Genomic DNA, 16,146 nt, shown 5'->3' on the forward strand with positions numbered 1-16,146 from the left:
TATGACCATCGTCTGGAGCATCATCGCCTTCCTGGTCGCCATCGCGATCCTGGTGACGGTCCACGAGGCCGGTCACTACCTCGTCGCGCGCTGGTGCAACGTCCGCGTGCGCCGCTTCTCGGTCGGCTTCGGGCGCCCGCTGCTGAGCTGGCGCGGGCGCGGCCCGGACCACATCGAGTACTGCCTGTCGGCCATCCCTCTCGGCGGTTACGTACAGATGCTCGATGAGCGCGAGGGCGAGGTCGATCCCGCCGAGCGCCACCGCGCCTTCAACAATCGCCCCCTGGGACAGCGCACGGCCATCGTCGCCGCGGGGCCCGCGGCCAACTTCCTGTTCGCGGTGGTGGCCTACTGGCTGGTGGCGGTGCTCGGCATGGTCGAAATGCGGCCCATCGTCGACGAGCCCATCACCGATTCACCGGCCGAGATGGCCGGTTTCGAGCGGGGGGAGGAGATCGTGGCCATCGACAGCCGCGATACCCCCACCTGGCAGCGGGTGGCTATGGGGCTGATGAATGCCGGGTTCAACCGCGAGGATGTCCCGGTCACGGTACGCGATGAGGCCGGCAACGAGTTGGAACGCTCCCTTAATCTGCGCGCCGAGCCCCGGCTCAAGGACACCACCGATATCCTCGGCACCATTGGCTTGCGCGCCTACACGCCGGATCTGCCGGCGACCATCGGCCGTCTCGCCGAGGGGGGGGCGGCAGCGCAGGCGGACCTGCGCGAGGGGGATCGGATCCGCGCCATCGACGGCGAGGCGGTCGGTTCCTGGCTTGAGCTGGTTGAACGGGTCGAGCCACGCGCCAACGAGCCAGTGACCCTGACCTACGAGCGGGAAGGCCAAGTCCGCGAGGTTACGCTCACTCTGGGCGCGCAGGAGCGCGGCGAAGCCGAGGTCGGCATGCTCGGTGTCGGGCCGGCCATCCCCGAGGGGTATCAGGAGCGCATGGAACGGGAGGTTCGCCACGGTCCAGTGGCCGGGGTCGCCTACGGCGTGGAGCGCACCTGGGACACCACCGTGGTGACCGTCAAGATGCTCGTGCGTATGGTCATGGGCGAGGCGTCGCTGAAGAATATCGGTGGCCCGGTGACCATCGGCCAGTTCGCCGGGGATACCGCCTCCATGGGGGTGGTGCCGTTCCTCACCTTCCTGGCGGTCATCAGCATCAGCCTGGGCATCATCAACCTGCTGCCCATCCCGATCCTCGACGGTGGCCATCTGCTCTACTTCCTGACCGAGGCCATCCGCGGCAAGCCCGTCTCGGAACGGACGCAGTTGATCGGGCAGCAGGTGGGTATCGTCATCCTGCTCGGATTGATGGCACTGGCCTTCTACAACGATTTTGAGCGTCTGCTCGGTGGTTGAGCCCGGCGGCGACGATACGAGGCGGACAAGGAGCCGGCCCGATGCGGCACACGGTAGACAAGGGGGCGCTTTGATTCGACGCTGGGGGCGCAATGCGGTTGTCGCGCTGCTGCTGCTGGGCGCGGCCACGGTCGCGACGGCCAGGGCGGACTCCTTCGTCGCCGAGCAGATCCGCGTGGAAGGACTGGAGCGCATTGACGAAGGCACGGTCTTCAGCTATCTGCCCGTCGAGCCCGGTGATCGCGTGGGCAGCGGCGAGGTCGCGGAGGCGATCCGTGAACTCTACCGCTCCGGCTTCTTCCGCGACGTGGAGTTGGCTCGGGACGGCGATGACCTGATCGTGCGGGTGCAGGAGCGGCCGTCCATCGCACGGCTCCAGTTCGAGGGCAACGAGCAGATCCGTACCGAGGACCTGCGCGAGGCTTTGCGCAGCGCGGGGATGGCCGAAGGGCAGGTCTTCAACCGTGCGCAGCTGGCGGAGATCGAGCGGGAACTGCGCCAGCAGTACTTTGCCCAGGGCAAGTACGATGTCTCCGTGGAGAGCACCGTCTCGCCGCTGGAGCGCAACCGGGTGGCCATCCGGATCGACATCGAGGAGGGCCCGGTTGCCGAGATCCGCGAGATCCACTTCACCGGCAACGAGGCCTATTCCGACCGCGAGCTGCGCGGCGTGTTCGAGCAGCAGGCTCGGCGCTGGTGGGCGCCGTGGTCGCAGCGGCACCGCTACGCCCGTGATCTGCTCGCCAACGACTTGGAGAGCCTGCGCGGGTACTACCTGGATCGTGGCTTCCTGAACTTCGCCGTGACCTCGACCCAAGTCTCCATCAGCCCCGACCGGCGCGATGTCCATATCGCCGTCAATGTCGCCGAGGGTGAGCAGTACGAGATCGGCAGTATCGACGTCCAGGGGCATCTGGTGGTTCCGCCGGAGGAGCTGCGGGAGCTGATTACGGCCGAGCCCGGCGAACTCTATTCGCGCAGCCGCGTCAACGCCGGCTCCTCGGCCATTCGTTCGCGACTGGCGGAGGAGGGGTACGCCTTCAGCAACGTCAACGTGCGCCCGCGGGTCGACGAGGACGAACAGGTCGTCGATCTGACCTATGTGGTGGACCCCGGGGCGCGGGTTTACGTGCGGCGGATCAATATCACCGGCAATCAGCGCACCCAGGACGAGGTCATCCGGCGCGAACTTCGCCAGCTTGAGGGGGCGCCACTGTCCAGCGAGGCCCTGGAGCGCTCCCAGACCCGGCTCAACCGGCTCGGTTTCTTCGACTTCGTCAACGTCGAGACCCCCCGGGTGCCGGGCGAGGACGATCGGGTGGACGTGGATGTCAGTGTCCAGGAGCGCATGACCGGGCAGCTGCAGGCCGGCGTCGGGTACGGCGATGTCCAGGGACTGCTGGTCAACTTCTCCGTCTCTCAGGACAACCTGCTCGGCACCGGCGACCGGCTGAGCATGACGGTGAACAACTCCAGCGTTTCGACGATCTACAACGTCTCGTACACCGACCGCTACCACACCCAGGAGGGTGTCTCCCAGACGTTGTCGGCCGGCTACCGCGAGACCCGCGCGCGCCGCGCCGACCTGTCCGACTACGACCTGACCTCAGGGCACGCCTCGGTGGAGTACAGCGTGCCGGTCACCGAGGTGGACCGACTGGCGGCGCGGCTGCGGCTGGAACGCATCGGCATCGATAAGCGCTCCGATACGCCGGGCTGGATCCGTAACTTCCTTGAGGATCAGAGCGACGATCGCTTCACTATGATCAAGCCGCGGCTGTCGTGGAACCGGGACACCCGGGATCGCGGCGTCTTCCCCACCGCTGGCGGGCGTCAGCGGCTGTCGCTGGAGGGGACCGTCCCCGGTGATGACCTGGAGTTCTACAAGCTCACCTACGAGAACCGGCGCTACTGGCCGCTGCGCTGGCTCGGTGACCGCACGACGTTCTCAGTGGAGGGGCAGGTCTCCCACGGCGACGGCTACGGCGATACCGACCGCCTGCCGTTCTTCGAGAACTACTACGCCGGCGGTGTGCGGACCGTCCGCGGTTACCGCGGCAACTACCTCGGGCCGCGCAAGGAGGGGGGTGATCCGATCGGCGGCAACGCCCGGGTGCTGACCAAGGCGCAGGTGATCTTCCCACCCACGCCGGAGTCGCAGTCGGTGCGCATGGCCGCTTTCGTCGACGCCGGGCAGGTTTTCAATACGCGACTGGATCGTTACGACTTTGGGTCCAACACTGAGAAGATCATTCCGGAGGGACTGGACCGCGTGGATCTCGGCGAACTCCGGGCTGCGGCGGGTATCTCTCTGATCTGGATGTCCCCGGTCGGTCCGTTGACATTCAGTCTTGCCGAACCTTTAAATGAGTCGCGGGACGACGAGACCGAGACCTTCCAGTTCTCGCTCGGGACGGAATTCTAGGGCTGTCGCGAAGCGGGCAGGGCCGAATGCAGAAGGCGGCAGCCCCCTGGACCGTCCCGGACGCCCGGTCGATCCGTGATCTCCCGGGGGGGTGGCCGAGTTCATCCGAGCGCCGGGTGTGATAGGCTCTGCCGCTTATGGGGTCGTCCGCGGCCTGCGGATGGCACGAGGCGCACGGCGCCGGGAGTAACCGGATCAGACGACGGAGGAGTGAGCGTGAGCGAGAGTGACGCGCAGGGGGCAACGGATATCGAAGGCATCATGAACCTGCTGCCGCACCGGTATCCGATGCTGCTCATCGACCGGGTGCTAGAGTTCCAGCCCCACGAGCATCTGGCCAGCATCAAGAATGTCACCATCAATGAGCCGTTCTTCGTCGGCCATTTCCCGCAAAAGCCCGTAATGCCGGGGGTGCTCATCCTCGAGTCGTTGGCCCAGGCTTGTGGCATGCTCGCGTTCAAGAGTGTTCAGGACACCCTCACGGACAACGACGTCCTCTACCTGGTGGGTATCGACAAGGCGCGCTTCAAGCGGCCGGTTCAGCCCGGTGATCAGCTTCGACACGATGTCTCGGTGCGTCGTGTGGCTCGGGGGATTTGGATCTTCCAGGCACGCGGAAGTGTCGATGGCGAGTTGGCGGCCGAGTGTGAGATCCGCTGCACGGTGCGTACGGTTTGAGTCGAGTCCATCCGAACGCCCTGGTCGACCCCAAGGCCCGCCTCGGCGAGGACGTCGAGGTGGGGCCTTTCAGCGTGATCGGGCCGGATGTGGAGATCGACGAGGGGACCTGGATTGGCCCGCACGCGGTCATCCAGGGGCCGACCCGCATCGGCCGGGATAACCGCATCTACCAGTTTGCCGCCCTGGGGGAGGCCCCGCAGCACAAGGGCTATCAGGGCGAGCCCACGGAACTGGTGATCGGCGACGGCAATACCATCCGCGAGTTCGTCACCTGCCACCGCGGCACAGCGCAGGGGCGGGGCGAGACCCGCATCGGCGATCACAACTGGCTGATGGCGTACTGCCATATTGCCCACGACTGCCGGCTGGGCGACCATCTGCTGTTCGCCAACTCCGCGTCGCTGGCCGGGCATGTGGATGTCGGTGATCACGCCACCTTGGGCGGCTTCGCGCTAATACACCAGTTCTGCCGCATCGGTCCTTACGCCTTTTGCGGTTTCGGCAGCGGGATCAATCGGGATGTACCGCCGTTCGTCACAGTCTCCGGACAGATGGCGGTGCCGCACGGGATCAACTCGGTGGGGCTGCGCCGGCACGGCTTCTCGCGGGAGCGCATCCGGGATATCAAGCGCGCCTACCGCATGATCTACCGACAGGGGCTGCGTCTCGACGATGCGCGCGAGGCGCTGTGCCAGCAGCTCGGCCACTCCGCGGACGTGCAGGGCATGGTCGATTTCATCGACAGCAGCCAGCGCGGTCTGTTGCGCTAGACTGCCGTCGGCCGGCGCAGGGGGGTCCGCCAATGGCCAGTCCCAGGGTGGCGATTCTCGCCGGTGAACTCTCCGGTGACGTCCTCGGCGCCGGCCTGATGAGCGAGCTTCGGGGCCGGTGCCCCGGTGTGCGTTTCGAGGGGGTTGGTGGGCCGGCCATGGCAGCCCAGGGGCTTGAGTCGCTGGTACCCATGGAGCGGCTCTCGCTGATGGGGCTGACCGAGATCGTGCGGCATCTGCCGGGGCTTCTTCGCCTGCGCGCTGATCTGGCCCGGCGCTGGCGGGAGGATCCGCCGGATTGCTTCATCGGCGTCGATCTGCCCGATTTCAACCTCGGTCTGGCCCGGCGCCTGCGTGCGGCCGGGATCCCCACGCTCCACTACGTCAGCCCCACCATCTGGGCCTGGCGTCGTGGGCGCGTGCGGGGCATCCGGCGCTCGGTGGACCGGATGCTGACCCTCTATCCCTTCGAGGAGCAGTTCTACGCCGACAGCGGCGTCGACGCGGTCTGCGTCGGTCATCCGGCTGCTGATCGATTCCCGCTGCAGCCGGATACCGTTGCGGCGCGCCGGAGGCTGGGGCTGGATACGGACGCCACGGTGGTCGCCCTGCTGCCCGGTAGCCGTGGCAGCGAGATCGACCGCCTGCTCGAGCCCTTCCTCGGGGCGGCAGCGCTTCTGGCGGAGCGGCCGGATGCGCCGGACTTTGTCATACCGGTGGCCGCACCGCGGCTGCGCGAGCGGATCGAGGCGGCCGTGGATCGGCACCAGGTCCGCCTGCGCACGCGGCTGCTGGACGGCGACACGGCGACCGCGGCGACTGCGGCGGATGTGGCCCTGACCGCCTCGGGCACGGCAACCCTGGAGGTCATGCTGGCCAAGCGTCCGATGGTCGTGGCGTACCGTCTGTCGCCGCTGAGCTATCAGATCATCCGCCGGTTGATCCATGTCCCTTGGGTATCGCAGCCGAATCTGCTTGCCGGCGAGCCCCTGGTCCCGGAGTACTTCCAGGGCGACGTCACGCCGCAGGTCCTGGCCGAGGCGGCCGCATACTGGCTCGATGAGGCCCCGGCCCGGCTACAGCTGGTCCGCCGCTTCCGGGAGCTCCACGCCTCACTAGCCCGCGGGGCTGATGCCCGGGCGGCAGAGGCCGTTCTGGAGATCCTGCGGTGAGCGGCGACGGCGGCGCGTGGCAGGTGGGTGTCGACGAGGCTGGCCGTGGGCCGTGGGCCGGGCCGGTGGTGGCCGCCGCGGTCATCCTGCGCGAGCCCATCGCCGGTGTCACCGACTCCAAGCGGCTGTCGGCGCGGCGCCGCGAGCAGGCCGCTGGGCTGATCCGCAGCGAGGCCGTGGCCTGGGGGGTCGGGCGGGCAGAGGTCGCCGAGATCGATGCACTGAACATCCGTCGTGCCACCTTCCTGGCCATGTCCCGTGCGGTGGCGTCGGTGGCCAGCACCGCGCGGATCGCCGAAATCCTGGTGGACGGGCGCGAGATGCCGGAGGATTTGCCCGCTCCAGCGCGGGCCGTGGTCGGTGGCGATGCCCTGGAGCCGAGCATCTCGGCGGCATCCATCCTGGCCAAGACGCTACGTGATGCCGAGATGGTGGTGCTCGAGGAGACCTACCCGGGATACGGTTTTGCCCGGCACAAGGGCTACGGGACCGCCGAGCACCGCCACGCCCTCGAGCGCCTCGGCCCGTGCGCCGCGCACCGGCGCAGCTTTGCCCCGGTGCGCAGGATGCTCGGCGGCTGAGGCGCGCACCGCACGCGCTTGGCTGACCCGTTGACCACCGCGACCCTGATATCCTGACGCGACCATGAGTGAAGCCCCACCGTCCTTCGTCCATCTGCGTCTGCACAGCGAGTTCTCGCTGGTCGACGGCATCGTCCGCATTCAGGAGGCGGTGTCCGCGGCGCGGGACGCCGGCATGCCGGCGGTGGCCATCACCGATCAGGCCAACCTGTTCGGCATGGTCAAGTTCTACCGGGCCGCGCTAGCCGCCGGAGTCAAGCCGATCATCGGAGCCGACGTGTGGCTGGCGGACGATACCTTGGAACTCGGCTACGCCCGGATGACGTTGCTCTGCCGGGATCGCGGCGGCTACCGTGCGCTGTCGCGGCTGCTCAGCCGCGCTTATCGCGAGGGTGCCTGCGGCGATATCCCGGTCATCCGGCGGGAGTGGTTGCAAGCGGATGCCGGCGGGCTGTTGGCCCTCTCCGGCGGGGCCCAGGGGGATATCGGTCAGGCCCTGCTGCGTGGTGATGAGGCCACCGCGCGGCGCTACCTCGAGCAGCACCGGCAGACCTTCGGCGAGGACGGCTTCTATCTGGAGCTCCACCGTCTGGGCCGGCCGGGCGACGAGCGCCACCTGCATGCCGCGGTGGCGCTGGCCGCCGACGAGGACGTGCCGGTGGTGGCCACCAATGACGTGCGCTTCATGCGCCCGGCGGATTACGACGCCCATGAGGTCCGTGTCTGCATCCATCAGGGGCGTACCCTGGACGACCCCAACCGGCCACGCCACTACACGGAGCAGCAGTACTTTGCCGACGCCGCGGACATGGCCGAGCGCTTCTCCGATCTGCCCGAGGCGCTCGAGACCACCCTGCGTATCGCCGAGCGGTGCAGCGTGGATCTGGAACTCGACACCAACTATCTCCCGGACTTTCCGGTGCCCGAGGGCCATACGGTGGCCTCGTTCCTGCGCGCCGAGTCCGAGCGCGGCCTGGCGCAGCGGCTCGAACAACGCGGCCTGACTGAGGACGAGGATACCGGCGAGGTCGAGGCGACCTACCGGCAGCGCCTCGAGCACGAGCTGGCCGTCATCGAGCAGATGGGGTTCCCCGGCTACTTCCTCATCGTCGCCGACTTCATCCGCTGGGCGCGGGAGAACGACATCCCGGTCGGCCCCGGGCGCGGCTCCGGTGCGGGATCGCTGGTCGCCTATGCCCTGGGCATCACCAACCTCGACCCCCTGCGCTATGACCTGCTCTTCGAGCGCTTCCTCAACCCGGAGCGGGTCTCCATGCCCGACTTCGACGTGGACTTCTGTATGGAACGCCGCGACGAGGTCATCGAGTACGTCTCGGACCGCTACGGCGCCGAGAAGGTCTCGCAGATCGCCACCCACGGCACCATGGCGGCCCGGGCCGTGGTGCGCGACGTGGGCCGGGTCTACGGTCACGCCTTCGGCTACATGGACCGGATCGCCAAGCTGATCCCTTTCGAGATCGGCATGACCCTGGACAGGGCCCTGGAGCAGGAAGAGGACCTGCGCGCCGAGTACGACAACGACGAAAACATCCGCGAGTTGATCGACACCGCGCGCAGCCTGGAGGGGATGGCGCGCAACGTCGGCAAGCACGCCGGAGGCGTCGTCATCGCGCCCACGGACCTGACCGATTTCTCGCCGCTCTACCGCGACCCGGAGGAGCGCGACGACGCCGAGGCTTGGAAGGTGGCCACCCACTTCGACAAGGACGACGTCGAGGCGGTGGGTCTGGTCAAGTTCGACTTCCTGGGTCTGCGCACGCTGACCATCATCGACTGGACCGTCCAGGCGGTGAACCGCATCCTCGAGCAGCGGGGAGACCCGGCGCTGGATATCGATGCCATCGCCCTGGATGACGGCGCCACCTTCGAGCTGCTCAAGCGCTGTGCCACCACCGCGGTCTTCCAGCTGGAATCCCGCGGGATGAAGGAGCTGATCAAGCGCCTTCAGCCCGATAGCTTCGAGGATATCGTGGCACTGGTGGCGCTGTTTCGGCCCGGGCCGCTTCAGTCGGGCATGGTCGACGACTTCGTCGAGCGCAAGCATGGCCGTTCGGCGGTCGCCGGTTACCCAACCCGCGAGCTGCACCATCCGGACCTGGTGCCGGTCCTCCAGCCTACTTACGGGGTGATCCTCTACCAGGAGCAGGTGCAGCGCATCGCGCAGGTCCTGGCCGGCTACAGCCTTGGCGAGGCGGATCTGCTGCGCCGCGCCATGGGCAAGAAGAAGCCCGAGGAGATGGCCAAGCAGCGGGCCAAGTTCCTGGAAGGGGCCAAGGCCCGGGGTCTGTCCGAGGACCATGCCACCGGCATCTTCGACCTTATGGAGAAGTTCGCCGGCTACGGCTTCAACAAGTCGCACTCGGCGGCCTACGCGCTGCTCTCCTACCAGACGGCCTGGCTCAAGTGTCACTACCCGGCGCCGTTCATGGCCTCGGTGCTCTCCTCGGACATGGACAACACCGACAAGGTGGTGATCTTCCTGGATGAGGCCCGGGCCATGGGGCTGGAGGTGCTGCCGCCGGACGTCAACCGCAGTGACAAGCCCTTCCGGGCGGTGGACGAGCGGACCATCGTCTACGGTCTGGGTGCCATCAAGGGGGTGGGGGAGTCGGCGCTCGATGCGGTGCTGAGCGAGCGCGATACCAACGGGGCGTTCCGGGATATCTTCGACCTGTGCCGCCGGGTCGACACCGGCCGCGCCAATCGTCGCGTGCTGGAGGCCCTGTGTCGTTCGGGGAGCCTGGATCGCCTGATCCCCAACCGTGCCACGGGGATGGCACAGATCCCGGCGGCGCTGGCGGCTGCCGAGCAGGCGACGCGCGACCAGGCCGCCGGGCAGACCGATCTGTTCGGTGGCCCTGCAGAGGCGGTGATCGCCCCCCGTGGCGAGGGCGAAGAGGTTGCCGAGCAGCCCGAATGGCCGGAGGAAGAACGCCTGGCCGCGGAGAAGGCCACACTGGGTCTATTCCTGACGGGGCACCCGATCGACCGTTACGAGCATGAGCTTCCGTATCTGGCTACGGATCGCCTGCAGCGGCTGTCCAGTGGCGCCGGCGGCAATGGCGGAGACGGCAATGGGGGCCGAGGCCGGACGGTTACCGCGGCTGGGCTGGTGGTCGCGCTGCGGGTGCGCAGCACCTCCACTGGCGGCCGCCTGGCCACCCTGACCCTGGATGACCGCACGGGCCGGATCGAAGTGGTGCTATTCCCCGAGGCGTTCGGCAAATACCGGCATGCCGTGGAGAAGGATGCGCTGCTGGTGGTGCGCGGCAGTCTCGACTACGACGACTTCAGTGGCGGGTACCGGATCACCGGCGAAGAGGTGCTGGACATCGCCCGGGCCCGCGAGCGGGCAGCTGGTCGGTTGGTGATTCCGGTAACCGCGGCTCGTGCCGCTAACGGTCTGGTGCCCGAGCTGCGCCAGGTCCTCAGCAGCTACGCCGGGGAGAGTCCGGTCCATGTCGATTACCGCCACCCAAGGGGCCGGGGGCGCGTCGTCCTAGGCCGCAACTGGACGGTGACGCCCAGCGATGACCTGATCAAGCGGCTTGAGTCGGTGGTCGATGACCGTGTGGGGGTCGAGTACCCCCGCTAGCGGCTCTCGCGGTGAATGGCGATCAGGTCATCGATCCCCACGGCGGTGCCGTCGGGTCCGTGGTCCAGGTCATCAATGACCGCTGCGGCACCCGGGAATGCGTCGTCCCGGGTCCAGCGGTTGCGGGTGATCAGCGTCGGGATCCCGGCCGCGCGGGCGGCGCGCAGCCCGTTAACCGAATCCTCCACGGCGAGGCAGTCCTCGGCCGCGAGCCGCAGTGATCGCAGGGCCTGCAGGTAGGCCTCGGGGTCGGGTTTCTTGGCGTTGACGTCGTCGCCACAGATGCAGACCTCGAAGGCCGGTTGCAACTCGGCGGGTAGCACGCCGTTGAACAGGGCCTCGACGTTGGCGCGGGCGCTGGTCGTGACCACGGCCAGGCGCACCTGCCGCTCTCGCGCTTCGGCAAGGATTCGCTCGATCCCCGGCCGGGGCGGGATGGAGCCGGTGCTGAGGCGCTCGGCGTAGAGGCGGTTCTTGGCCTCGTGCAGTCGCCGCGCGAGCGTATTGATATCGCCGTGCCCGGGCGGGGGCGGTTCCCGGGTCAGGGTGTCGTGCAGTCGTTCCCGGCCGCCCGGGACCGCGTTCAGGAGGCGTCGATAGGTGGTTTCATCCCAGCGGTGGGGAAGGCCGAATGCCTCGAAGGCGGCGTTGAAGGCGGGCAGGTGGCCCGCGCCTTCGGTGTCGGCCAGGGTGCCATCGACGTCAAAGAGCAGCGCTTGCATGGGTTTCCGTTCTCCAGGGGTGTCGGGTCGGTGGCGGTGCCGGCGTTATCATCTTAGGGTTCTTGACCCGTCCGGGAAAACGGGCTGGAGTAACCGCGTCGACGGACTCGCCGTATCCGCATGATCCGGAGGAAAGCACTGCATGGCTGAGGGTCGCCCGAAATATTCGCCGGAGTTCCGGCGCAAGCTGGTCGAACTGGTCGAGGCGGGGCACACCCCGCAAGAGTTGGCACGGACCTACGAGCCGGCGGCCAAGACGATCCGCCGCTGGTACCAGGAGGACCGGCAGGAGACCAGCGAGCGGCGCACCGGGGCTGCAGATCGGCGCAGCGCTGGCCCGGGAGGCAGGCAGCAGGGCAAGAGCCCTGGCGCTGCTGCGTCCGCGGCGGGGTCCGGGAAGCGCTCGAAGACGGCGAAGGCCGGTCCCCGGAGCAGGCCGGCGAGTAGCCAAGCGCACCGGCTGGCCGGCAAGCGCGTCTTGGAGCGCCCCGCGGACACGGCTGCGGAGGCTGGGGAGGGGGCGCCCGAGCGGGCCGAACCCGAGCCGGCGGAAGAGCCGGCCGAGGTGGCCCCATCGGCGGACGGCGAGGTGATCGTCGACCCGGCTCCCGAGGGCGGGGTGCCCGAGGAGGAGGGGGTCGAGCTAGATGTGCAGCCGCACGCCGGCCTCGAGACGGAGGGCGATCCAGCCGAGTTGCTTGCCGTCGGCCTGGAACGCGCCGATCAGGGCGATGCCGTCTACGACGACGAGGGTCCCGAGGCGGCTATTCCGATCTACCAGGAGGCACTCGACTGTCTGGATGCAGCGATCAGCGCCGGTGAAGGGGGAGATGCCGCGCGCCGCGACTGGGGGATCACCCTGGAGCGCCTGGGCGATGCGCTCTTCGAGGCCGAGGGGGCGAGTGCCGCACTGCCCTGCTATGAGGCTTGGTGTGAACTCGCCGAGGCCCTGGCCACCGAACACGCCACGGCGCAGTCGCTTCGGGACTGGAGCGTTGCGCTGGGTCGCTACGGCCAGGGGGTGCTGGTCGAGGAGGGGGCCGAGGTGGCACTACCCTACTACCGGCAGGTGATCGAACTGCGCGAGGACATCGTCCGCGAGCGGCAGAGCGCGGATGCCTACCAGGATTGGGCGCTGGCGCTGGAGCGCTGCGGTGCGGTCCAGGAGGCCGTGGAGGGGTTGGCCGAGACGGTGGAGACCTACCGCCACGCCCTCGAGGTGCGCGGGGCGCTGGTCGAGCAGCAGGACACACCGCAGGCGCGCCGGGCTCTCGGGATCGCTCAGGAGCGCCTGGCCATGGCGGTGCTCGCCGCCGAGGGCGCCGAGGCGGCCCTGCCTCACTTTGAGCAGCTCGCCGAACTCTTCACGGAACTGGCCGAGGAGCTGGGCACTGAGGAGGCCGATGCTGAGCGACGGCAGGCGGATACCATGCTCGGCAAGGTACAGATGGCGGCACTGGATCTGGAGTGACACCCGCGTCCGCGACGGTTGGACCTCCGTCGTGGCCCTGGATCCCGGGAGGCGCATTGCAGGCGATCGAAGACATTGAGTGCGACTTGGTTGTTGTTGGTGGCGGGGGGGCCGGGTTGCGGGCCGCTATCGCGGCGGCCGAGCGCGACCCTGGGCTGCGGATCGCGCTGATCTCCAAGGTGGTACCCATGCGCAGCCACACCGTCGCTGCGGAGGGGGGCGCTGCCGGTGTGGCCCGGGCGGATGACAGCCTGGACGGGCACTTCAACGACACCGTCTCCGGGGGGGATTGGCTGTGCGACCAGGACGTGGTTGAACGCTTTGTCGCCGAGTGCACTGGCGAGATGGTCCGTCTCGAACAGTGGGGTTGCCCGTGGAGCCGACAGGCGGACGGCCAGGTACATGTCCGGTTTTTCGGGGGCATGACGACCCAGCGCAGCTGGTACGCCGCCGACAAGACCGGCTTCCACATGTTGCATACGCTGTTCCAGACCTCCCTGCGCTATCCGGGGATTCAGCGCTACGACGAATACTTCTGCTCAGATCTGCTGGTCGACGACGGGGTGGTCTGTGGCGTACTGGCCTTGGAGATCGCCAGCGGCAAGCCGGTGCGCTTCGGCGCACCGGCGGTGGTGCTGGCCACCGGCGGGGCCGGGCGGGTCTACGGGCAGAACACCAACGCCGGCATCGTGACCGGCGAGGGCATGGCCATGGCGCACGCCCAGGGGGTGCCCCTGCGCGACATGGAGTTCGTTCAGTGGCACCCCACCACGCTGCCCGGCAGTGGCATCCTGATCACGGAAGGGTGCCGGGGCGAGGGCGGCGTCCTGACCAACCGGGATGATCGTCGCTATCTGCAGGACTACGGTCTCGGGCCCACCGAACCGTGGCCGCGTCCGAAAGCCATGGAGCTGGGGCCGCGGGATCGGCTCTCCCAGGCTTTCTGGTACGAGGACCAGGCGGGCCGGACCGTGCCCACGCCGCAGGGCACGGCGGTCCAGCTGGATCTACGCCACCTGGGCGAGGACCGCATCCTAGAGCGGCTGCCCATGATCACCGAGGTGGCTCGCCGCTACGCCGGAGTGGATCCGGTTCGGGAGCCGATCCCCGTCCGTCCGGCGGTCCACTACACCATGGGGGGGATTCCCACCGACGTCCGGGGTGCCGCCCCCCTGTCGGGGCTGTTTGCTGCCGGGGAGTGCGCCAGCACCGGGATTCACGGAGCCAACCGGCTCGGTTCCAACTCGCTCGCGGAACTCCTTGTCTTCGGCCGGGCGGCAGGAGAGGCCGCCGCCGAGTACGCCCGCGAGGCACCGCGGCGGCCGCAGCGCGTGGTGGAGCAGCTCGCTACCGAGGCCCTGGCGCCGCGGCTTGAACTGCTGCGCAACGACAGGGGCGAGCGGCTCGCTGCGCTGCGCGCGGATCTCAATCGGGCCATGGAACAGGGGGTGGGGATCTTTCGCAACGAGGCCGGCCTGGAGCAGGCGTGCACGACGCTGGCGGCGCTGCGCGAGCGCCTGCGACGCGGCATTCGCCTCGACGACCGCAGCCGGACATACAACACCGAGTGGCTGACTGCGATGGAGTTCGGGGCCAGCCTGCAGGTGGCTGAGGCGATGGCCTGGTCGGCGCGGGCACGCAAGGAGTCCCGCGGCGCCCACGTGCGCGATGACGCCTATAGCGAGCGTGATGACGAGCGCTATCTGGTTCATACCCTGGCCTACCCCGGTGACGGGACGGGCCCCGTGATCGACCATGCGCCGGTGACCGTTACCCGCTCTGCGCCGCGGCGGCGGGCCTACGGCGCTGAAGGGGAGGCGCAGGCATGAGCGAATCGCAGCGGATCACTCTGGCGGTGCAGCGTTTCCACCCGGAACAGGACGCCGAACCGCGCTGGCAGCGCTATGCCGTGCCGTACACGCCGGATATGTCCGTGCTCGAGGGGCTGCAGTACATCAAGGATCACCTCGATGGCAGCCTGACCTTCCGCTGGTCCTGTCGCATGGCGATCTGCGGTAGCTGTGGCTGCATGATCGACGGCGAACCCGAGCTGGCCTGCCATGTCTTCCTCCGCGACTACGCGCCGGGGCCGGTGTGGGTGTCGGCACTGGACCACTTCCCCGTGCAGCGGGATCTGGTCATCGATCAGAGCGACTTCCTCGAGAAGCTCGAGACGGTGCACGCCTACCTGATCCCGGCCGGGGAACGGACGGCGGCCGAGGGGACCTATCGGCAGACGCCGGAGCAGATGACGGATTACTACGCGTACGCCCAGTGCATCAACTGCCTGCTCTGCTATGCCGCCTGCCCGCAGTACGGTTGGCATCCGGACTTTGTCGGCCCCGGGGCCCTGGCGCTACTCCAGCGCTACAACCTGGACAGCCGTGACGCAGGTAGCGAGTTGCGGCACGCGGTGGTTGATGCCGAACAGGGGGTCTGGGGCTGCACGCTGGTCGGCCACTGCTCCGAGGTCTGCCCCAAGGGGGTCGATCCCGCGCGGGCCATCAATCAGAACAAGCCCGGCAGCAGCGCGCGGTACTTGCTCGACTGGCTGCGGCCCGGTCGTCGTCGACAGGAGGGATCGGAATGAGCCGAGCGCGCGTCTACCGTCCGACCATGCGCGGTTGGTGGGAGCGGCATCCGGCCTACCGCCGCTACCTGTTGCGCGAAGGCAGCAGCGTCCTGCTGGGCCTTTATGCGCTCTGGCTGCTTGCCGGACTGTTGGCCCTTGCTGCTGGGGAAGCCGCCTACCAAGGGTGGCGGGACCTGCACGGCAGCCCCTGGTTGTTCGGCCTCCACCTGGCCGCTCTGTTGGCCGCCGCCTACCACGCTGTCACCTGGTTCCGGTTGCTGCCCCTGACGCTGCCGGTCCTGCGCTGGCGGGGCCGCCGGCCCACCGACCGGGCGGTCGTGCGGGGTGCCTGGGTGGTCTCGGTGGCCCTCTCGGGCGGGGTTTGGCTCTATCTCCTGGGAGGCGTCCGATGAGGCGTTCGCACGAACCGCCGCTGTGGCTGCTCTTCGGTGCCGGGGGCCTGCTCGCCGCGCTGTTCGCCCCGGCGCTGATCCTGCTGACCGGCGTCGTGATGCCCGTGGCTGCAGAGCATGGCATCGAGGTACTGGATTACCACGCGTCCCGCGAGCTGTTCGCCCGGCCGGTGGTGGGGGTGCCAGTGGCCCTCGCGCTGGGGCTGGTGCTCTGCCACGCCGCTCACCGCATCTACCATACCCTGCGCGATCTCGGGATTCCGGCAGGGCGCGGTACCTGGTGGGTCTGCTACGGCGGCGCCGGTGTCGCGGGGGTGCTCGGTGTGGGCGCGGTTGTTGCCCTGTGGTGGTGAA

General features: G+C 68.5%; 13 protein-coding genes. 12 read left to right on the forward strand and 1 reads right to left on the reverse strand.

What is annotated here, in order from left to right:
• Nucleotide 1 precedes the first annotated feature (1 nt).
• The 7 genes from rseP (at nucleotide 2) to dnaE (ending at nucleotide 10,614) form a co-directional block, all read left to right on the forward strand.
• Nucleotides 2-1,369 (forward strand): RIP metalloprotease RseP, encoded by a 1,368-nt coding sequence (rseP, locus tag LRG10_RS02050; RefSeq protein ID WP_238634559.1) that lies wholly within the window; start codon nucleotides 2-4, stop codon nucleotides 1,367-1,369.
• 70 nt (nucleotides 1,370-1,439) lie between these two features.
• Nucleotides 1,440-3,794, forward strand: coding sequence for an outer membrane protein assembly factor BamA (gene bamA, locus LRG10_RS02055; RefSeq protein ID WP_238634561.1), 2,355 nt, complete (start codon nucleotides 1,440-1,442; stop codon nucleotides 3,792-3,794).
• Between the two features lie 216 nt (nucleotides 3,795-4,010).
• On the forward strand, nucleotides 4,011-4,472 hold the full coding sequence (fabZ, locus tag LRG10_RS02060; RefSeq protein ID WP_201170578.1) for a 3-hydroxyacyl-ACP dehydratase FabZ: 462 nt from the start codon (nucleotides 4,011-4,013) through the stop codon (nucleotides 4,470-4,472).
• Nucleotides 4,469-5,245, forward strand: a complete 777-nt coding sequence (gene lpxA / locus LRG10_RS02065; protein ID WP_201170577.1) for an acyl-ACP--UDP-N-acetylglucosamine O-acyltransferase — start codon at nucleotides 4,469-4,471, stop codon at nucleotides 5,243-5,245. The genes fabZ and lpxA overlap by 4 nt, the downstream gene beginning before the upstream one ends.
• 32 nt (nucleotides 5,246-5,277) lie before the next feature.
• A complete protein-coding gene (gene lpxB, locus LRG10_RS02070; RefSeq protein ID WP_201170576.1) occupies nucleotides 5,278-6,417 on the forward strand; it encodes a lipid-A-disaccharide synthase in 1,140 nt (379 codons plus the stop codon).
• Nucleotides 6,414-6,998, forward strand: coding sequence for a ribonuclease HII (locus LRG10_RS02075; protein ID WP_238634563.1), 585 nt, complete (start codon nucleotides 6,414-6,416; stop codon nucleotides 6,996-6,998). The genes lpxB and LRG10_RS02075 overlap by 4 nt, the downstream gene beginning before the upstream one ends.
• 64 nt (nucleotides 6,999-7,062) lie before the next feature.
• Nucleotides 7,063-10,614, forward strand: a complete 3,552-nt coding sequence (dnaE, locus tag LRG10_RS02080; RefSeq protein ID WP_238634565.1) for a DNA polymerase III subunit alpha — start codon at nucleotides 7,063-7,065, stop codon at nucleotides 10,612-10,614.
• Here dnaE and LRG10_RS02085 read toward each other — a convergent pair.
• On the reverse strand, nucleotides 10,611-11,336 hold the full coding sequence (locus tag LRG10_RS02085; RefSeq protein ID WP_201170572.1) for an HAD-IA family hydrolase: 726 nt from the start codon (nucleotides 11,334-11,336) through the stop codon (nucleotides 10,611-10,613). The two genes, dnaE and LRG10_RS02085, sit on opposite strands and share 4 nt — an antisense overlap.
• A 142-nt stretch (nucleotides 11,337-11,478) precedes the next feature.
• On the opposite strand from LRG10_RS02085, the gene LRG10_RS02090 reads away from it, so the two are divergent.
• The 5 genes from LRG10_RS02090 to frdD are packed head-to-tail and all read left to right on the forward strand — an operon-like array spanning nucleotide 11,479 to nucleotide 16,145.
• Nucleotides 11,479-12,807 carry a transposase gene (locus LRG10_RS02090; RefSeq protein ID WP_238634568.1) on the forward strand — a complete coding sequence of 443 codons (1,329 nt, stop codon included), beginning with the start codon at nucleotides 11,479-11,481 and terminating at the stop codon, nucleotides 12,805-12,807.
• A gap of 56 nt (nucleotides 12,808-12,863) precedes the next feature.
• The gene (frdA, locus tag LRG10_RS02095) at nucleotides 12,864-14,636 is read left to right on the forward strand and encodes a fumarate reductase (quinol) flavoprotein subunit (protein ID WP_238634570.1); all 1,773 of its coding nucleotides are present in this window, start codon (nucleotides 12,864-12,866) and stop codon (nucleotides 14,634-14,636) included.
• Nucleotides 14,633-15,397, forward strand: coding sequence for a succinate dehydrogenase/fumarate reductase iron-sulfur subunit (locus LRG10_RS02100; RefSeq protein ID WP_201170568.1), 765 nt, complete (start codon nucleotides 14,633-14,635; stop codon nucleotides 15,395-15,397). Before frdA ends, LRG10_RS02100 begins: the two co-directional genes overlap by 4 nt.
• Nucleotides 15,394-15,792: a fumarate reductase subunit C gene (locus LRG10_RS02105; RefSeq protein WP_201170565.1), complete on the forward strand. Its 399-nt coding sequence runs from the start codon at nucleotides 15,394-15,396 to the stop codon at nucleotides 15,790-15,792. Before LRG10_RS02100 ends, LRG10_RS02105 begins: the two co-directional genes overlap by 4 nt.
• On the forward strand, nucleotides 15,789-16,145 hold the full coding sequence (gene frdD / locus LRG10_RS02110) for a fumarate reductase subunit FrdD (protein WP_201242622.1): 357 nt from the start codon (nucleotides 15,789-15,791) through the stop codon (nucleotides 16,143-16,145). Before LRG10_RS02105 ends, frdD begins: the two co-directional genes overlap by 4 nt.
• Nucleotide 16,146 lies beyond the last annotated feature (1 nt).

The organism is Halorhodospira sp. 9628 (assembly GCF_022228075.1).
Lineage (GTDB): Bacteria > Pseudomonadota > Gammaproteobacteria > Nitrococcales > Halorhodospiraceae > Halorhodospira > Halorhodospira halophila_A.

Excerpts from the sequence above, each read along its gene's own strand:
- rseP (WP_238634559.1), top strand. The coding sequence starts at position 2 with ATGACCATCGTCTGGAGCATCATCGCCTTCCTGGTCGCCATCGCGATC.
- lpxB (WP_201170576.1), top strand. The coding sequence starts at position 5,278 with ATGGCCAGTCCCAGGGTGGCGATTCTCGCCGGTGAACTCTCCGGTGAC.
- dnaE (WP_238634565.1), top strand. The coding sequence starts at position 7,063 with ATGAGTGAAGCCCCACCGTCCTTCGTCCATCTGCGTCTGCACAGCGAG.
- LRG10_RS02085 (WP_201170572.1), bottom strand. The coding sequence starts at position 11,336 with ATGCAAGCGCTGCTCTTTGACGTCGATGGCACCCTGGCCGACACCGAA.
- LRG10_RS02090 (WP_238634568.1), top strand. The coding sequence starts at position 11,479 with ATGGCTGAGGGTCGCCCGAAATATTCGCCGGAGTTCCGGCGCAAGCTG.
- LRG10_RS02100 (WP_201170568.1), top strand. The coding sequence starts at position 14,633 with ATGAGCGAATCGCAGCGGATCACTCTGGCGGTGCAGCGTTTCCACCCG.
- LRG10_RS02105 (WP_201170565.1), top strand. The coding sequence starts at position 15,394 with ATGAGCCGAGCGCGCGTCTACCGTCCGACCATGCGCGGTTGGTGGGAG.
- frdD (WP_201242622.1), top strand. The coding sequence starts at position 15,789 with ATGAGGCGTTCGCACGAACCGCCGCTGTGGCTGCTCTTCGGTGCCGGG.